The 16,418-nt window shown below is 69.4% G+C and carries 16 protein-coding genes and 1 pseudogene; 7 read left to right on the top strand and 10 right to left on the bottom strand.

Going from position 1 to position 16,418, the window contains the following annotated elements; translation table 11 throughout:
- Positions 1-212: 212 nt before the first annotated feature.
- The 5 genes from ACIQGQ_RS09705 to ACIQGQ_RS09685 form a co-directional block, all read right to left on the bottom strand.
- Positions 213-404, bottom strand: a complete 192-nt coding sequence (locus ACIQGQ_RS09705; protein WP_402392842.1) for a hypothetical protein — start codon at positions 402-404, stop codon at positions 213-215.
- Entirely contained in the window at positions 397-1,725 is a 1,329-nt protein-coding gene (locus tag ACIQGQ_RS09700; RefSeq protein ID WP_402392840.1) for an FtsK/SpoIIIE domain-containing protein, read from the bottom strand. The genes ACIQGQ_RS09705 and ACIQGQ_RS09700 overlap by 8 nt, the downstream gene beginning before the upstream one ends.
- Before the next feature lie 1,792 nt (positions 1,726-3,517).
- The gene (locus ACIQGQ_RS09695) at positions 3,518-3,877 is read right to left on the bottom strand and encodes an SH3 domain-containing protein (RefSeq protein ID WP_402392837.1); all 360 of its coding nucleotides are present in this window, start codon (positions 3,875-3,877) and stop codon (positions 3,518-3,520) included.
- A 243-nt stretch (positions 3,878-4,120) separates the two neighbouring features.
- Positions 4,121-4,336 carry a DUF397 domain-containing protein gene (locus ACIQGQ_RS09690; protein WP_402392834.1) on the bottom strand — a complete coding sequence of 72 codons (216 nt, stop codon included), beginning with the start codon at positions 4,334-4,336 and terminating at the stop codon, positions 4,121-4,123.
- The gene (locus ACIQGQ_RS09685) at positions 4,333-5,157 is read right to left on the bottom strand and encodes a Scr1 family TA system antitoxin-like transcriptional regulator (protein ID WP_402392831.1); all 825 of its coding nucleotides are present in this window, start codon (positions 5,155-5,157) and stop codon (positions 4,333-4,335) included. The genes ACIQGQ_RS09690 and ACIQGQ_RS09685 overlap by 4 nt, the downstream gene beginning before the upstream one ends.
- An 832-nt stretch (positions 5,158-5,989) precedes the next feature.
- On the opposite strand from ACIQGQ_RS09685, the gene ACIQGQ_RS09680 reads away from it, so the two are divergent.
- The 4 genes and pseudogenes from ACIQGQ_RS09680 to ACIQGQ_RS09665 all read left to right on the top strand — a co-directional run bounded on the left by ACIQGQ_RS09680 (position 5,990) and on the right by ACIQGQ_RS09665 (position 7,995).
- Complete coding sequence (locus ACIQGQ_RS09680) at positions 5,990-6,232, top strand: hypothetical protein (RefSeq protein ID WP_402392828.1); 243 nt, start codon at positions 5,990-5,992, stop codon at positions 6,230-6,232.
- Positions 6,233-6,345: 113 nt separating this feature from the next.
- Positions 6,346-6,822: pseudogene (locus ACIQGQ_RS09675) on the top strand (LLM class flavin-dependent oxidoreductase); the annotation flags it as partial.
- A gap of 14 nt (positions 6,823-6,836) precedes the next feature.
- Positions 6,837-7,490: an FMN reductase gene (locus ACIQGQ_RS09670; RefSeq protein ID WP_402393426.1), complete on the top strand. Its 654-nt coding sequence runs from the start codon at positions 6,837-6,839 to the stop codon at positions 7,488-7,490.
- 82 nt (positions 7,491-7,572) lie between these two features.
- Positions 7,573-7,995 (top strand): universal stress protein, encoded by a 423-nt coding sequence (locus ACIQGQ_RS09665; RefSeq protein ID WP_402392826.1) that lies wholly within the window; start codon positions 7,573-7,575, stop codon positions 7,993-7,995.
- Between the two features lie 72 nt (positions 7,996-8,067).
- On the opposite strand, the gene ACIQGQ_RS09660 is transcribed toward ACIQGQ_RS09665, so the two are convergent.
- Entirely contained in the window at positions 8,068-8,481 is a 414-nt protein-coding gene (locus ACIQGQ_RS09660) for a hypothetical protein (protein ID WP_402392823.1), read from the bottom strand.
- 118 nt (positions 8,482-8,599) lie between these two features.
- Here ACIQGQ_RS09660 and ACIQGQ_RS09655 point away from each other — a divergent pair, with 118 nt between their 5' ends.
- Positions 8,600-9,556: a hypothetical protein gene (locus ACIQGQ_RS09655; RefSeq protein WP_402392821.1), complete on the top strand. Its 957-nt coding sequence runs from the start codon at positions 8,600-8,602 to the stop codon at positions 9,554-9,556.
- Between the two features lie 34 nt (positions 9,557-9,590).
- On the top strand, positions 9,591-10,541 hold the full coding sequence (locus ACIQGQ_RS09650) for an NADP-dependent oxidoreductase (RefSeq protein ID WP_402392818.1): 951 nt from the start codon (positions 9,591-9,593) through the stop codon (positions 10,539-10,541).
- Positions 10,542-10,553: 12 nt separating this feature from the next.
- On the opposite strand, the gene ACIQGQ_RS09645 is transcribed toward ACIQGQ_RS09650, so the two are convergent.
- Positions 10,554-10,955, bottom strand: a complete 402-nt coding sequence (locus ACIQGQ_RS09645; RefSeq protein ID WP_366288713.1) for an RNA-binding S4 domain-containing protein — start codon at positions 10,953-10,955, stop codon at positions 10,554-10,556.
- 40 nt (positions 10,956-10,995) lie between these two features.
- The gene (locus ACIQGQ_RS09640) at positions 10,996-12,630 is read right to left on the bottom strand and encodes a hypothetical protein (protein WP_402392816.1); all 1,635 of its coding nucleotides are present in this window, start codon (positions 12,628-12,630) and stop codon (positions 10,996-10,998) included.
- Positions 12,631-12,970: 340 nt separating this feature from the next.
- Between ACIQGQ_RS09640 and ACIQGQ_RS09635 the strand changes: the two genes are divergently transcribed.
- Entirely contained in the window at positions 12,971-14,524 is a 1,554-nt protein-coding gene (locus tag ACIQGQ_RS09635) for a VWA domain-containing protein (protein ID WP_402392813.1), read from the top strand.
- On the opposite strand, the gene ACIQGQ_RS09630 is transcribed toward ACIQGQ_RS09635, so the two are convergent.
- Together ACIQGQ_RS09630 and ACIQGQ_RS09625 are read right to left on the bottom strand one after the other, a co-directional pair.
- A complete protein-coding gene (locus tag ACIQGQ_RS09630) occupies positions 14,413-15,711 on the bottom strand; it encodes a sensor histidine kinase (protein WP_402392811.1) in 1,299 nt (432 codons plus the stop codon). The genes ACIQGQ_RS09635 and ACIQGQ_RS09630 overlap by 112 nt on opposite strands.
- The gene (locus ACIQGQ_RS09625; RefSeq protein ID WP_366289130.1) at positions 15,708-16,361 is read right to left on the bottom strand and encodes a response regulator transcription factor; all 654 of its coding nucleotides are present in this window, start codon (positions 16,359-16,361) and stop codon (positions 15,708-15,710) included. The genes ACIQGQ_RS09630 and ACIQGQ_RS09625 overlap by 4 nt, the downstream gene beginning before the upstream one ends.
- Positions 16,362-16,418 lie beyond the last annotated feature (57 nt).

Genomic DNA, 16,418 nt, shown 5'->3' with positions numbered 1-16,418 from the left:
CTTTCGTTCGCAAGAATTGAAGAGGGGATACTTTCGACGTCACAATCGATTGCCAACACTTTCGCTCCAGAAGGTCGGTTCGGATTTCTGCTACTTAACTCGGCTGCTCTTCCGGCAACAGACGCAGCGCCGGAATCTCCCGCTCTTCGTGCGGAGTCGAGAGCGGAAACAGAACGGGCAGCGGACGTAACGATGGGGCACGCGAAATCACCTCACGCGGTCAATCGCTCCAATATCCAGTTCACGAATCCAGAGATCATGAACACAGCCGGGGTCTGCCCGACATAGAGGCCGAACAGGAAGATCAACGAGGCAACCCACCAATTGACCTCACGCGATCTCACCAGAAGGACCGTCACGATTCCGAAGACGATCACCAAGGGAAGCGCCGCTACCTCAGACATCCTCGACACCCCCCTCCGGCATCCGGTCGAGGAATGGCGCACTGACCTGATTAGCCGTCAGGTCTGCGTGTGTCCGAAGAGACTCAGGAGTGACCAGACGTGAGCGGACCCGCATCCAATGCCCCTCCAGGGCAGTCACGGCAACGCCTTTCTCGTTCTCTGTGATCGATTGGGCTACCGCCACCGCATCCGGCGCGAGGTCACCCAGAGTCATCACCGCCGTCTGTTCGTCGTGCACCCTGTGGCAGATGCGGCCCCCGAGTTGTGCCCGGATGGCAGTCGCCCCCGGACCGAGATCAGACCCGAAGCGTTGGCCAGCGAGGATCATGTGAACGCCCAGAGCGGCCCCGAGTTGCGCTATCCGAAGTAGCAGCGTCGCGCACTCAACGACTTCTTTCCGAGCGCTCAGTGAGGCGACGAGGAACAGTTCCGCCACCTCATCCACCACCAGGACCACGGGGGCCGGACGGCTCTCCTCTGGCAGCTCCCAAATGGAGCGCACGCCAGCAGCCCGACACGCCGCCATGCGCCCCATGAGTTCCGCGACCAACGCCGTCAGGAGCCGCGTAGCCTCCTCCCGGTCGGTCGCCAGCGCGGACAACCGCCGTTCGTACAGACCGAGTTCCATCCCGCCCTTGAGGTCCACCCCGACCAAGATCACCGGCTGTGAGCCCAGTTCCGTGAGCCAGGCCGCCAACAGAGTGGACTTCCCCGACTGCGTGGCACCGGTCACCAGCCAGTGAGGGGACTTGCGTAGATCAACAGTCCAGTACGAACCGTCATCTGCCTTCCCGAGCGTGGCCGCCAACAGTCGAGGAGTCGGCATGGTCGGCCAGGACTCGACACGCGACAGTGGGTCATAGCCCGTGGCGACCGCTTCGACCAAGCCACGGCGTGGGGAGGTCACGCGCACCTGATGCACTCGCCAGGCGTGAACCAGCGCATCAGATGCGGCGATGAACGGGGCCGGTGTCTGGCCAGGATGCAGCCTCACGGAGACCGTGAATCCCATCCTCGTCACGCGGGGGAACCCGAGCCGAGGCGGAAGCCCTCGCAGCGCGGTTCCCTTGACCATCGTGTCCCGATTGACCATCGAGTATCGATGGCGCTTCGGTATGTCGAGGTCCAGCACGCGGCACACTTTCCGCCATGTGAGAGGCACCCGGACCAGAGCCATCGGATAGCCGAGCAGGTACCACCGCCAGGGCCCACCGTTCAACCGAGCGAGATGCTTCGCCGCCCACTCCTCCCACCATCGTTGGGTGAGGAGGACCAGGCAGAGCAGCACCGACAAGATCCAGATGACCAACTCCCAGGGCATATCAGCCACCCTCTCCGTGATCCGTGGCGTGGCTCGTTCGTATCTGATGTTCCATCAGAATCGCGCGTGCGTGGTCCGACGCCGAGGCCGCCCGAACCTCCACCAGAGAGAGGAGCTGAGCAACGATCGGGCCATCGTCCAAGGCCGTCAGCAGAGCATCACAGCCCGCCAACACTCGGAGATCCCGCATCAGCAAACGCACAACTTCTTTGCTTGCTACCACCACTTGTCACCCTTCTTTGCTCGTGATACCAGAAGCTCCGCGAGGCGGACCGACTCTTGAGAGTCCAACGCGAGACGCTCTAGACATACGACTCTCGTACTGTCCGGCATCTGATTTGCGTCCAGGAGTTTCGCGATTGCTGCGACGCCCGTTACGGAATCGAGAAAGGCCACCCAGTCCCATTCCCTTTCGGGTATCCCGGTCACGACTCAACGCCCTTCACGCGAGCCGGCGGAGTCGCGGGAGCACCCCCGGGGAGCACCGAGGAGGCCCGGAAGCTGGTCCCCCTTCGACCGTCGATCTCCCAGGCCACGGCCATGAGTCCATCGATGGTGACCCGCATCCCCTCTGTGATGCCCTTCGGCTCACCACTGACGGCCACCTCGATTACGTCGGCCCGGCGCCGGTCCAACTGCCGGACGGAAATTCCCACGACCCAGGTTTCCTTGCCGTCTGCATCTGTGCGGATCTGCCCGGTTTCCTGATTCACCCGAGGCTCAGGCGGAACCACACACATGAGCGATCCGAGCCGGGCTACATCAACAGGTATTCGCTGCATTTCATCCCCTCACCCATAGTTTTGTGATGGGGCATCAGATTGCGTCGGCGTCACTCCGAGGCCCCGGGCAACAAAGCTTGCGCCGACCCATAGGTCTTTGCAAGAGCAATTCACTGCCGCATGACAGAGGGGGGCCGTTTCAGGCCAGCGCCCGAATCGGGAATGCGCCATTTGCGCACCGGCATGCCGGGCCGGGCATATGCGTCCGGTGATCAGAAGTGCGGGGCAGCCTGCCAGAAGTGACTCAGCGTGGCTCGGTATCGCCGCCACGTCGAGTCCGGCACGAAGCCGCCGTTCGGCCCGTTTGGCTTGAAAGAAGCTCTCCGCGTCATGCCGCCACTCGGCGGGTCGAGCGGTCCAACTTTTCTCTACTCATTCAAGACCGCACAGGCGTGCGGGCGGCCGGGCGCCCGCCGAGCTGCGGCTGACGCCGGTCTCGACTGACGCCCACCGCCCGCACGCAACTGCGTTCTCATGCGGTGAGATTGAACTGATCTGACGTAGCGTCAGGCCGCGCAGCTCCTTGCGTGCTGCCGCGCCGCTGCCTGTGCCGGTGCTACGCCGGGGGCATATCGATCAAGCTTGCATCCCGTGCACTGGACCCACCGATGCCCGTCCGCGTCGCCCAGGACGTAGACCTTTCCGCGTCCCTTCGTTCGGATGCCGGAACCAACCTTCGTGCGTCGCACAGTTGATCTTCCTTCCGCCTAGTGGTCCCTCCAGAGTGGCCGGGGGTGGAGGCTGGAGACAGGCTTTAGGCAGCCACGATTGGGCGAGCCTCTAAGATCACGGGCCAATCGGACGCAAACACGGGCAGGTGCACCACCCGCCCGATTCGCCAACGAGCGTAAGGCCCGTGATCACTCGCCCAATCGCAGCTCCCGCCCAAAGCCTGTCTCCAGCCTCCACTTGCCCACGCGCGGGACTCACCCGAGCCAGGTCTCGTGAACAGCAAGAGGCGCGGCCTCCTCGAACCATGAGGAGGCCGCGCCGGAGGGGATCAGCAGTGATCACCACCGCTTGAGGTACGCGCGGTGCACCCAACCGCGCGTCTTGTGCGGGAAACCGCTCTTGCTCTTCCCGACCAAGACGACCTTGACCCAGGGGGAGCCGACGTACGACTCCCGGATGAAGACCCTGTCACCCCTGAACAGCAGGCCCTTGACCCGACCGTTCGGGGACGCCCGGAAGCGGAGCGCCGAGGCCGTGACCTTGTGCGTCTTGAGCCCCTTCGGTATCCAGTACTCGCTTGCCGACGATGCCGGAGCGGCCGACGCCGAACCCGCCGCCGCCACGCCACCGACCATCATCATCAGCCCGGCCAGTGCCGCAGCCACAGCAAGGCCGAGGCGCGAACGTAGGAAGTTCATTTGCAAAGCCTCTCGTTGACCCGTGGTTCACCATGCAGGTAGAACCCGAACGAGGGAGACTCTGCCGGTTCGCGAATGCAAATGTCAACGAGATTCCGCGGAGGAGTTTCAAGATCATCTGCGGATGGATCGGGTCAGCCGGCCAAAAGCAGGCAGGCCGACCCTGGTGGCCGACGTCCAACCGACCCCAGGCAGCAAGAAGCCCCACCACCCGCATGGGCAATGGGGCTTGGGATGGGTCTGCTAGCCGAGCTTGGCGAACCGCACGAAGGCGGAGAACGCGGCCGGGCCGACCATCAGCACCGGGCCGCCGTCCAGCTTGCTATCCCGGATCGGAACGACGTCATGCGCCGTTGCGTAGTCCATGTGCCACTCGATGCACTCACCGCCGTTCGCCTGACTGTAGGAGCTGCTACGCCACCCATCCGCAGGGACCGGGCGCGGTCGGGGAGTCTTCATGTGTAGCCCTTCAGGATGGAAGAGATGAGGTCAGCGGACGCATCGGGTGAGGCCGCCATAGCCATCAGCAGATCATAGGCATCCGTGGCCTTCTGAACGTCGTCCGGTTCCGCGAGCACGTACCCCCGGGGGAAGCCGTCAACGTGAACAACGTCTTCGTCATCAGGGAACGACAGGATTCCGAACGGCGAGGCGTACCCGTGATGGTTTCCTTCGTCCTTGACGATCTGCACTCGATGGCGAGGCGTGTTCGCGAGCGCCAGCAAGTGTTCCAGTTGCTCACGCATGACGTCACGGCCCCCCACTTGGTTGGTCAGTGCCGCTTGGTTCAGCACCAGCCACAGGCGGGCAGGGTCGGACTCGCGTTCCAAGATCTGTTGCCGCTCTATGCGACCAGTCACCAGGCTTTCAAGGTTCGATGGTCGATCGGTCCGCAGAACCGCCCGCGCGTACCGCTCGGTTTGGACCAGCCCTGGCATGAGTTGGGGGTGAAACATGCGGAGACTGCTTGCCTTCCACTCCAGTTCCAAGTAGCGCCGGAACCAACCCGGGAAGGCGTAACGCAGTGCGAGCGGGTAGAGGCGTTCGAAGCGTCCCTCAGACCCGGGGAACAGTCGATCACAAGCGCGAGCGAAGCTCATCTGCGGTAGCCGTGCGCCCGCTTCAACTTTGGCCACCAACGAGTAGCCGCACGCCGCCTCAGACGCGAGGGCTTCCCGTTTGATCCCCCACCGCTCACGTTCGACTCGCACTTCGTTGCCGAAGAACGTCAGTGGAGTAGCGGCCGGGTCGGGGTTGGTTGGTTCCGCTTCAACAGCCATGACGCCCCTCCGACTTCGTTGGACAACAGCGCTTGTCCAACTGGACAGTTCACATTGTCCAGCCTAACGCTCTGTTGCTTCGTCATCACGGTGTCGAGTCTGGAAACAACAAACTCGCACGAGCCACTTTGAGGGACCAGTGGACCAGACAGCCGGACGAGTGGAGGGGCACCCGAGGCACGGTGGCGCACCGCCGTTCTCCCGGATCGATGCAGAAGAGGAAGACCCCCGCTTCGCCTCTCCGTTGGCATATCCACCTTGCATTTGCAGGGCGAATATTTGTCCCGACAGAGACAAGGGCACCGCAGAGGGAGCCGGGCGCTAAGAGCCACGTTCCGTGAACACTCACAGTCCCGGGCACATGAAAGCGCCCCGACAGGACCGCCTCACGATCCTGCCAGGGCATTCGGCCGACCAGCTATGAGGAGCTGACGACCTGTGATCGACCTTATCGTTCGAATGATCGGCGTGTTAGCCGCCCTGATCATTCCTGCCGGTAGTGGCCGCCACGCCGCACCGCCGCAGCACGTGAGTCCCACCCTCCGGAACCCCTGGACCACCCCGTGGCGGACTCCCACCAAAGCCGAAGTGCAGGCCCTTGTGGGTGCCTACTCGTTCAACGTGTCCGGGCCCCCGGCCCGAGCGATGTCAGCCGCGCTACGAGTCAGAGACCGTCTGGTCCTGGATCGGCAGCAGGACGCCAGCCCCCACAAGCCATCGGCCGAGACAGACCGCCGTCTCTCGCTCCAGATAGAGGCACTGGGGATCGAGTACCCCTACACCTACCCGAACGCCCCATTCCCCGAGTACGCAGCCGCAGCAAGGAACCACCATGGATGACCAGGACGTAGCCGAACTCCTTCGCACCCCTCGAACCGGGCCCGTCAACCCTGAAAACTGCGTGGTCTGCGGCGGTCTCATGATCGCCTTAAAAGACCTACTGGCGGAAGAGAACAATGACTTGTTGATGGGGTTGTACCTCCAGATGGCCGAGCACGCGGAGTATGGGCACCCCGAGGACCCGCGCACCGGGGGTGTGACCCAGCAGTTCTTGGCGATCACCCGGGACTATTAGGGGAGCCTGAGCCCCGCACACGTGGCCCCACCAGCCGAACACCGCTGGTGGGGCCACGTGTTGCCCAGGTCACAGGGCCCGAACCCTCGATCTGTGTTTAAGGGATGTTCCCCACCCGGAAGATGGTCGACCTCTACCGCCGCCGCTACGCCCACTACGGGCACGGCACCGCGGAGCAGGCGATCGTGGGCCTCGGCGGCCAGGTGTTCATGAGGAAGAACTCGCAGGACGCGGTACGGGAGTTCCGCCCGTACTTCGACAACGCGCCGGTCTACGGACACGGGCCGTCCCTGGAGGACTTCACGCGCGAGACGCCGCTGACCGTCGGCTCGCCGCAGGAGGTCATCGAGCGGACCCTGTCGTTCCGTGACGCCGTGGGCGACTACCAGCGCCAGCTGTTCCTGATGGACCACGCGGGGCTGCCGCTGAAGACGGTCCTGGAGCAGCTCGACCTCCTCGGCGAGGAGGTCGTGCCGGTGCTGCGCAAGGAGTTCGCCGCACTGCGCCCGGCCGGGGTCCCGGACTCCGCGCCCGTCCACCCCGCCGTCGCCGCCGCCCGCGCCGCCGCACCGACCACGAAGGAGAGCTGACCACCGTGACCACCGTGTTCGCCACCGAGCCCGTGCGCCTCGTCGCCGTGTCGGCCGGGCTGAGCAGCCCGTCCTCGACCCGGCTGCTGGCCGAGCGGCTGGCCGGGGCCGCCCGTGATCGGCTGCTCGCCGAGCAGGACCGCCCCGTCGAGATCCGGGTGATCGACCTCCGCGACCTGGCCGTGGACATCGCCAACCACCTGGTCACCGGCTTCCCGCCGGCCGCCCTGGACGCGGCGATCAAGGAGGTCGTGGAGGCGGACGGGCTGATCGCCGTCTCGCCGGTCTTCACCGCCTCGTACAGCGGGCTGTTCAAGTCGTTCTTCGACCTGGTCGACAACACCGCGCTGACCGGCAAGCCCGTCGTCGTCGCGGCGACCGGCGGCACCGCCCGCCACTCGCTGGTGCTGGAGCACGCGATGCGTCCGCTCTTCGCCTACCTGCGGGCCACCGTCCTGCCGACGTCCGTGTACGCGGCCTCGGAGGACTGGGGCTCGGGCGGCGACGAGTACACCGACGGGCTGCCCTCCCGCATCCGCCGGGCCGGGGGCGAACTGGCGGCCGCGCTCACCGGCGGACGGGCGGTCTCCGGCGCCTCCCGGACCTCCGGGCTCGACGACGAGGTGGTGCCGTTCGAGCAGCAGCTCGCCGACCTCCGCCTGGACTGACCCCCGGCCCAGCACAACCGCCCGGTTTGATTAGAGTTGCACCGAAAGATGCGCACTGAGCCGAACCGAGCTGGAGGCAGTGATGGGCAGGATCGTGGTGGGCGTTGACGGCTCCGAGTCGTCGGTCAAGGCTCTGCACTGGGCCGTACGCCAGGCGGAGCTGACCGGCGACACGGTGGAGGCCGTCAACAGCTGGGAGTACCCCGCGACGAGCTGGGCGTCGATGATGCCCGGCATGCCGGAGGACTTCGACCCCCAGGCCCTGGCGACCGTGGCCCTCACCGAGACGCTGGAGGAGGCGCTGGGCGCCGAGGGCGCGGCGAAGGTCAGCAAGATCGTGGTGATCGGCAACCCGGCCCAGTCCCTGCTGGACCGGGCCAAGGGCGCCAACCTGCTGGTCGTCGGGGCGCGCGGCTACAGCGGCTTCAAGGCGACCCTGCTCGGCTCGGTCAGCCTCCACGTCACCCAGCACGCGCCGTGCCCGGTGACGGTGGTGCGCGACTGACACCGTGGCCGTGGAACACGGAGCGGGCCCGTACGCCGTGGCGTACGGGCCCGCTCCGTCGTCCCGGGGGGGCTACGTCTGCTGCTCGTGGGTGTAGAAGAGGTAGAAGGCCGTGATGAACATGCCGAGGCCGACCGAGAGCCCCAGCATCGAGGAGCGCAGGACGCTCGACCCGGTCAGCCCGACCAGCAGGCCGATCGCCGCCGAGGTCAGCAGACCGTAGGCCAGCCCGCGCACCAGCGGAATCATCCGGTGCTGGACCCGGCCGAGCGCGAAGCAGAGTACGGCCAGCACCACCGCGGTGATCAGGCCGTACCAGAACTGGCGGTAGCCGGTCGCGCCGTTGTTGCGGAGGATGAACGAGGCGTACAGCCCGTACGCCCCGCCCAGGATGACGGGGATCGCCCAGGAGAGCGCGCTGTGCCCGTGTGTCCGGACCCGCGATCCCGGCCGGCCGCGCGTCGGCATTGCTGCGTGTGTGGACATGCGGAGTTCTCCTTCCGTGACTCCTGTCCCCTCCAGGGCACACCCGGCCGGGTCACCCGGCAACTCGGATGGCGTACGGCCCGGGGCGCGTCGGGCGGCCGCGGGATTCCCTGGGAGGGTGCGGACGTATCTCTCGGCGGCCTGTTCGGCGGTACTGGTGGTGCTGCTCGCCGTCCTCGTCCCGGTCGGCGCGCTCTCCGCCTGGGTCGACCTGGAGATCGACAACACCGACCGCTACGTCGACGCGGTCGCCCCGCTCGCCGACGACCCCGACGTCCGGAACACCGTCGCCGACCTCATCACCGACGGGGCGATGCGCCAGCTCGACGCCGGCCCCCTCCAGGGCGCCGCACGGAGCTTCCTCCACCGGGCCGTGCTCTCCTTCACCACCACCGACGCCTTCCGGGACGCCTGGACCACCGCCAACCGCACCGCCCACGAGGCCGTCACCGCCGCCCTGGACGGCAGCACCGGCGAAGCCGTCACCATCGACCTGGCACCCGTGACCGAGCAGGTCAAACGGAACCTGGAGGAGAACGGGGTGCCGTTCGCCGACCGCGTCCCCGTCCAGCACACCGACATCACCCTGATCTCCGCCGACCGGGCCGACCAGCTGCGCCAGACCTTCCGGCTGCTGCGCGACGGCAGCGTGTGGCCGGCCGTGGCCACCGTGCTGCTGGCCGCCCTGGCGGTGGCCGGGGCCTGGGCGCGGGGCGGCGGTCCGGGGCACCGGCGCTCCACGACCGCCGCGCTGGCCGCCCTCGCGTGGACCGGGCTGGGCTTCGCGCTGGGGGCGCTGGTGCTGCGCGCGGTGGTGGCGGTCGCCCGGGGCCGGGTGCTGTCCGAGGTGCCGGGCGACGAGACGGCGGGAGCGGCGGCGGTGTACGACGCGCTGACCGGCTCACTGCGCACGACCGCGTGGATCGTGTGCGCGGTGGGGCTGGTGGTGGCGGTGGTCTGCGCGGTGCTGGTGCGGCGGCGGAGCGGCGGCGGAGCGGCTCCGGCGGCGGGAAATCCAGGGGCCCCGGCGCCGACGTGCGATGACGGGCGGGCCGGGGAAGAGTGGTTCCCGTGACTGCCGGACCGGGGGCGAGCGAGAGGTCTTCCGCATGCGAGCCATAGCCGTCGGCGCGTTCCGGGCCGACCCCGAACTGGTGCAGCTGCCCAAGCCCGAGCCGCAGGCCGGTGAGGTGCGGGTCAGGGTCGAGTACGCCGCGCTCAACCCGTCCGACTGGCAGACGCCGGAGGGCGCCCCGGGCGACGGGCCGGTGCCGCAGGTGTTCCCGATGGTGTTGGGCGTGGACTTCGCGGGCCGGGTCGACATGATCGGCAGCGGCCGCAACCGCTTCCGGGTCGGCGACCAGGTCTTCGGCCGGGTCCCCCGCCCGAACCCCACCGGCGGCGGCAGCTACTGCGAGTACGTGTCCGTCCCGCAGGACTCCGCCGTCACCGCCGTCCCGCCCGGCCTCCCGCTGCGGGCCGCCGCCGCGCTGCCGTCCGCCGGGATGGCCGCGGCGCAGCTGCTGGAGACGGCGGCGCTGCGGGGCCACGAGACGCTGCTGCTGATCGGGGCGGCGGGCGGTGTCGGCAGCTATCTGACCCAGCTCGCCTCGGCCCGTGGCATCCGGGTGATCGCCGTGGTGCGGGGCGACGAGCGGCGGCGGATGGCGGAGCTGGGCGCCGCCGCCACGGTCGACACCACCGCGGGCCCGCTCGACGCGGCGCTGCGGGAGAGCTGCCGGGACGGCGTCGACGCCATGATCGACCTGGTCTCCGACGGCCCGGACGCCTTCGCGGAACGGGCCGCTCCGGTGCGGCGCGGCGGGGTCGCCGTCACGACCCGGGGCGTCGCCGCCGGGGCCGTGCTGCCCGCCGGGGTGACCGGGATCGACTTCCGGCTGGAGCCCAGCCCGGTCCTGCTCGACGTGCTGGCGGCGGGCGCCGCCGACGGGGTGCTGCGGGTGCCCGTCGACGCCGAACTCCCGCTGGAGAACGCCCCGCAGGCCCTGGACCGGAACCGGACGGGCGGGGCTCGCGGCAAGACCGTGATCGTGCTCTGAGCCCCGTACGTCCTACTGCCCGGGGCCGGCGCCCCGCAGGCGGTCCATCTCGCGCCGGTCCCGTTTGGTCGGGCGGCCCGCGCCCCGGTCCCGTACCGGGATCTGGGCGGCCGCCTCGCGCGGCGGTGGCGGCGGACTGTTGTCGACGTAGCACTCCGCCGCCACCGGCGGGCCGACCCGCTTCTTCACGATCTTCGACACGACCACGATCCGGTCGCGGCCCTCGTGCCGGAGCCGTACCTCGTCGCCGACACGCACCGACTGGGCGGGCTTGGCGCGCTCGCCGGCGACCTTCACATGTCCCGCGCGGCAGGCGGCGGCCGCCTGCGACCGGGTCTTCGTCAGCCGGACCGACCAGATCCAGGCATCGACCCGGACACTGCCCTCCGCCTGCGGCGCCTCACCGGAAACCATGGGTCCGACTCTAGAACGTCGGGCCGGTGGAACGTACGGGTCAGCCGAAGTCGCTGATCACCTCGGACATGTTGTAGCTGTACACCTCGCGCTTGCACGCCCCGCACGTGCTGCTCGGCGCGTGCTCGCTCAGCGACCACAGCTGCGGTGCGAAGCCGTCGCCGCGCCCGTGCGCCAGATAGAGGTCCTCGGGGCCGAACGCCGACGCCAGGGTCTTCGCGTTGCCGACGAGCTGGGACGTTCCGTCGACGGTGCCGGGCGTGGCCTGGAGCAGCCGGCCGTTGCTGTAGCCGTTGCTGCGGTGGAAGTACCACTTGCCCTCGTACCGGGTGACTCCCTGGATCTTGTGCCACAGGGCCTCGCCGTTGAAGGTGGCCCCGGTGGGCAGCCCGTACGCCAGGTCCGCCTCGGCGACGGTGCCGGGCGCGCCCTCGACCGCGGCGGTCAGCGCCGTCATCGGGTACGTGCCGACCCGGCCGGGGCTGGTGCCGCCGTTGTTGGTGTTGCAGTACTCGCCGAGGATCAGGTGGTCGGTGCCGGTGCGGTCCAGCGAGACGTACGAGGCCTTGGGGCGGCCGGTGGCGTAGCACTGGTTGCCGCTGGTGGTCCCGCCGTTCTTGGCGGTGCTGAACTTCAGCGTGGCGATCTGCGGCATGACGTAGCGGTAGCCGTAGCCGTACCAGACGTTGCTCTGCCGGCCGATGCGCCGCTTGTCGACGACGTTGCTGGTGAGGCCGTCCGGCGTCTTGTCGTCGACGTCGGCGTTGTTGTCCGGGTTGAGGTCCATGATCTTGCGCAGGTCGAAGACGCGCATGCCGTTGGCGGTGTCGGCGACGTACAGGTAGTTCCCGTACCAGACCATGCCGCCGGCGTGGATGCCGTTCTGGGCGGCGCAGGACGCCGTCACCGTGCCGACGCACGTGCCCTCGCGGGCGTGCAGCGCGTCGAAGGAGATGTGGTCCTTGGAATTCATGTACGGCCAGACCAGCAGGACATGGCGGTACATCCGGGTCGCCTGGTTGAAGAAGCTGACCCGGATGCCCTTCTCGTTGCAGGCGTCCGTCGTCGGGCTCGCCAGGCAGTTGCCGGCGCCCGAGGCGTAGTCGCTGCGGCCCGGGTTCTCCGCGTCGTAGCCGGCCACGGCGATCGGGTCGGAGTTGGACGTGCCCCAGTCCTCGTCCTCCTGCGCGTCCGAGACGCCGGTGATGGCCTGCGGCACCCACTCCGACGAGGTGGCGTCGTCGCTCTTCCAGCAGACCCGGTGGTTGACCGCCAGGTCGGGGCCGTAGATTCCGGCGGTTCCGCAGGCGCCCTCCCAGCCGGCGGGGCGGTTGGCCTGCTCCATCAGCTCGGTGAGGCCCTGCTTGGGCAGGGCGGCGTCGAGCTTGGTGACGAGTCCGGAGATGTCGCTCCCCGTGACCAGTTTGAAGTCCCCGGCCCGGCCGGGAACGGGGGCGGCGGCGAAGGCGGAGGCGCTCGGGGCGGGGGTGGCGGTCGCGGCCCCGGCTCCCGTTCCCGCGAAGTCGTCCTGTTCGGACTCGGGTTCGTTCTCGAAGCCGTCGTCCGGCATGCCCTCGGTGGGCGTCGCGGGGTCCTCGGCGGCCCGGATCGAGGACGGCGTCCCGGAGACCGGGGAGGCCATCGCACCGGCTGCGGGGACAAGACCGGAAAGCATCGCTCCGGCCGCTGCGGCACAGACGACAAAACGTGTTCTACGGGTTGGTTTTCCCACGTGGAGGCCCTTCTTGGGAACGGTCTCGAACAACGGACAACGGTGTGCCCGCATTTGGATCGGACACACCGCGCGGTCACGTTAACAACGCATCTCACGACCGGATGAGCAGATTTGACCGACGCACATCAGGCCCGCACGCCATACGCACAGGACTTGTCCAGAGAGCCGCACCGCCGAAGGGCCGGATCCGGCCGCTAACCTTACGTATCCGCCCTGGCCAGGGATCAATTCCAGCAGGTCGGACATTTCCCTCACCCAACTGACGCGAAAGGCCTCGCCCATGGGCATTCGGAGCTTGCTGCGCAAGGTGTTCGGCCGTGACCGCGCGGAGCAGGACGCACCGACGGCCACGGTCCCGCCCCAGACCGAACGCACCGCGCCCACGGACTCGGAGCCGAAGTCGGAAGCGAAGGCGGCGGAGGCCGGGCCCGCCGAGGACACGACTGCCGGTACGACCGCCGACGCGGTTACGGCTACGGCTGACGAGTCGGTCGCGGAGCCCGCCCCGGAGCCGGCCGCCAAGGTCTCGGTACCGGCCCCGGCCGCACCGCGCTCCGCCGGTGACGACAGCGGCGCCGGCGCCGGTGACGTGGCCTCGGACCTGGTGGCGGCCGCCTTCGACCGTCCGTCCCTCGCCACCGTCCCGGCCCAGGGCTCGGCCCCGGAGCCGGAGTCGACGGAGCCGAAGGCGGAGAAGCCGAAGGCCGAAGAGCCGAAGGCCGAGGAACCGAAGGCCGAGGAACCGAAGGCCGAGAAGCCGAAGGCCGAGAAGCCGAAGGCCGAAGAGCCCGAGGCCGAGAAGCCCAAGGCCGAAGAGCCCGAGGCCGAGAAGCCCAAGGCCGAAGAGCCCGAGGCCGAGAAGCCCGTCGTCGCGCCGGAACCGGCGGCCGAGCCGGCGGCCGAGCCGGCGGCCGAGGCCGAGCCCACGCCCGAGCCCGCGCCTGCCAAGGCCGAGGCCGCCCCGGAACCGACCCCCGAGCCGGAGGCCGCCCCGGCCCCCGAGCCCGTCGCGGCCGAAGTCGAAACCGTGAAGGAGCCGGCCCCCGAGCCCGCCCCCGAAACCCCGGCCCCGGCGACCACCGCCCCTGCGGCCACCGCCAAGCCCGCCCTCAGCCTCGCCAAGGTGAAGTCGCGCGCTCCCGGGCTGGCCGACGCGTACAAGGCCGCCCAGTCCGGGCTGAAGGCGCACGGGCTGACCGGGCTGCGCGCCACCGTCTACCTGGTCCTCGACCGCTCCGGCTCCATGCGGCCGTTCTACAAGGACGGCAGCGCCCAGCACCTGGGCGACCGGACGGTGGCGCTCGCCGCGCACCTGGACGAGGAGGCGACCGTCCCCGTCGTCTTCTTCTCCACCGACATCGACGGCACCGCCACCGTCGGCCTCGCCGACCACGAGGGCCGGATCGACGAGCTGAACGCGGGCCTCGGCCGCCTCGGCCGTACGAACTACCAGGCGGCCGTCGAGGCGGTCGTCGCGCACTACGAGGGCTCCGGGTCCACCGGTCCCGCCCTGGTGGTCTTCCAGACGGACGGGCCGCCGGACGCCAAGCAGGCCGCCCGGCAGGCACTGGCCGACGCGGCGCGGCTGCCGCTGTTCTTCCAGTTCGTCGCGTTCGGCGAGGAGGACGGCAAGGGCTTCGACTTCCTTCGGAAGCTGGACGCCCCGAACGCCGGGTTCTTCCACGCGGGCCCCGCCCCCCGCGAGGTCCCGGACGCCAGGTTCTACCGCGAGGTACTGGCCGCGTTCCCCGCCTGGCTCACGGCCCGCGACGCCGACACCGAGAGCGACGCCGGGACCGGCTCCGCCGCCGGGTCGGCCGAGACCGGCGCCTGATCCACCGGCAGCCGTACGGTCACGGCGAGCCCGCCCTCCGGGCCCGGCACCGCCGTGACCGTACCGCCGTGCGCGACCGCGATGGAGCGCACGATCGAGAGGCCCAGCCCCGAACCGCGCCCCATCCGGTCCTTGCCCTCGCCCCGCCGGAACGGCTCGAACAGCCCCGGGATGTCCGCCGCGCCGACCACCGGCCCGGTGTTGCGCACCTCCAGCAGCGCCCCGCCCCCGGCCGTCACCAGGGACACGTCCACCGTCCCGCCCGGCACGTTGTACGTGACGGCGTTGGCCAGCAGGTTCCCCACCAGCTGGGCGAGCAGCATCCGGTTGCCGCGCACCACGCAGAAGTGCGCGTCGGCCCGCACGTCCGGGCGCCCCGGACGGCCCGGATGCCGGGCGGCCTCCTCCTCCACCACACCCGCCAGGTCCACCACCTCGCGCTCACCGTCCGCGAGCCCGCGCTCGCTGCGCGCCAGCACCAGCAGCCCCTCGATCAGCCGCTCGCTGCGCCGGTTGTTGTCCAGGAGCGTCTGCCGGGTCCGTACGAGGTCCTCCGGGGTCGGGTCGTCCAGTCCGATCTGGATCGCGGCGCGCTGGGTGGCGAGCGGGGTCCGCAGCTCGTGGGAGGCGTTGGCGATGAACCGCCGCTGGCTGTCGAACGCCTTCTCCAGCCGGGCCAGCAGCGCGTCCAGCGTGTCGCCCAGCTCCTTCAGCTCGTCGTCCGGGCCGCTGGACGCGATCCGCTCGTGCAGATTGTGCTCGGAGAGCCGGCGCGCCTTGGCGGTCATGGCGTGGACGGGCCGCAGCACCCGCCCCGCCGTCCACCAGCCCACGCAGACCGCGCAGGCCGTCATCACCAGCAGCGCCGCCACGGACCAGATCATCAGCTGGTGGCCGGCCGCGTCGCTGACGTTGTCGGTGAGGTCGTAGACGGTGGGCGGGCCGAGGCTGCGCCGGGTGATCAGCGGACCGTTCACCGCGTAGCCGGGCTGGACCACGGCCGCGGTGCGGGCGATGTCCCGCGCCTGGGAGTCCGTACCGGCGCGGGAGGCGAGGTTGACGGTGGTCAGCAGGGCCGTGCCGAGGATCAGGAAGACCCCGCCGTACACCAGGGCGATCCGGGCCCGGATCCGGGAGTGCTCCACCCCGGCCAGCCGGTGGGCCAGCCGTTCGGTCAGCCGCTTCACAGGGCGTACCCCACGCCCTGCACGGTACGGATCAGGGCCGGCTCCCCGAGCTTCCCGCGCAGCTTGCTCATGCAGACCCGGACCGCGCCGGTGAAGGGGTCGGCGTTGGCGTCCCAGGCCCGTTCCAGCAGCTCCTCGGCGCTGACGGTGGCGCCGTCCGCCTCCAGCAGCAGCTGGAGCACCGAGAACTCCTTCGGCGACAGGTCCAGCTCCCGCCCGTCCCGCGAGGCGGTGCGGCGCACGGTGTCGAGCTGGATGCCGTGCCGCTCCAGCTGCGGCGGGACCGGGCGGGCGCTGCGGCGGCGCAGCGCCCGGACCCGCGACACCAGCTCGGGGAACTCGAACGGCTTGCCCAGGTAGTCGTCGGCGCCGAGGTCGAGCCCGGCGACCCGGTCCTCCATGGAGACGGCGGCGGTCAGCATCAGGATCCTGGTCCGGGAGCCGGAGGCGACCAGTCCGCGCGCCACGTCGTCGCCGTGCACCCGAGGCAGGTCGCGGTCGAGGACGACCACGTCGTAGTCGTGCAGCCCCAGGTAGGCGACGGCGGCGTCACCGCTGTACACCGTGTCGACGGCGAAGCCGGCCCGGCGGAGCCCGGTGGCGACCAGCTCCGCCAGTATCTCCTCGTCCTCGGCGACCAGTACCCGCATCGTGATGTCCCCTGCCTCGTGCATGCGTGTCCACTCCCTCCCAGGATGCGTCTTTGC

Source organism: Streptomyces sp. NPDC092952 (assembly GCF_044754785.1).
Taxonomy (GTDB): domain Bacteria; phylum Actinomycetota; class Actinomycetes; order Streptomycetales; family Streptomycetaceae; genus Streptomyces.
The sequence above is the reverse complement of the archived record's forward strand: the minus strand, read 5'-3'. Positions and strand labels throughout refer to the sequence as shown.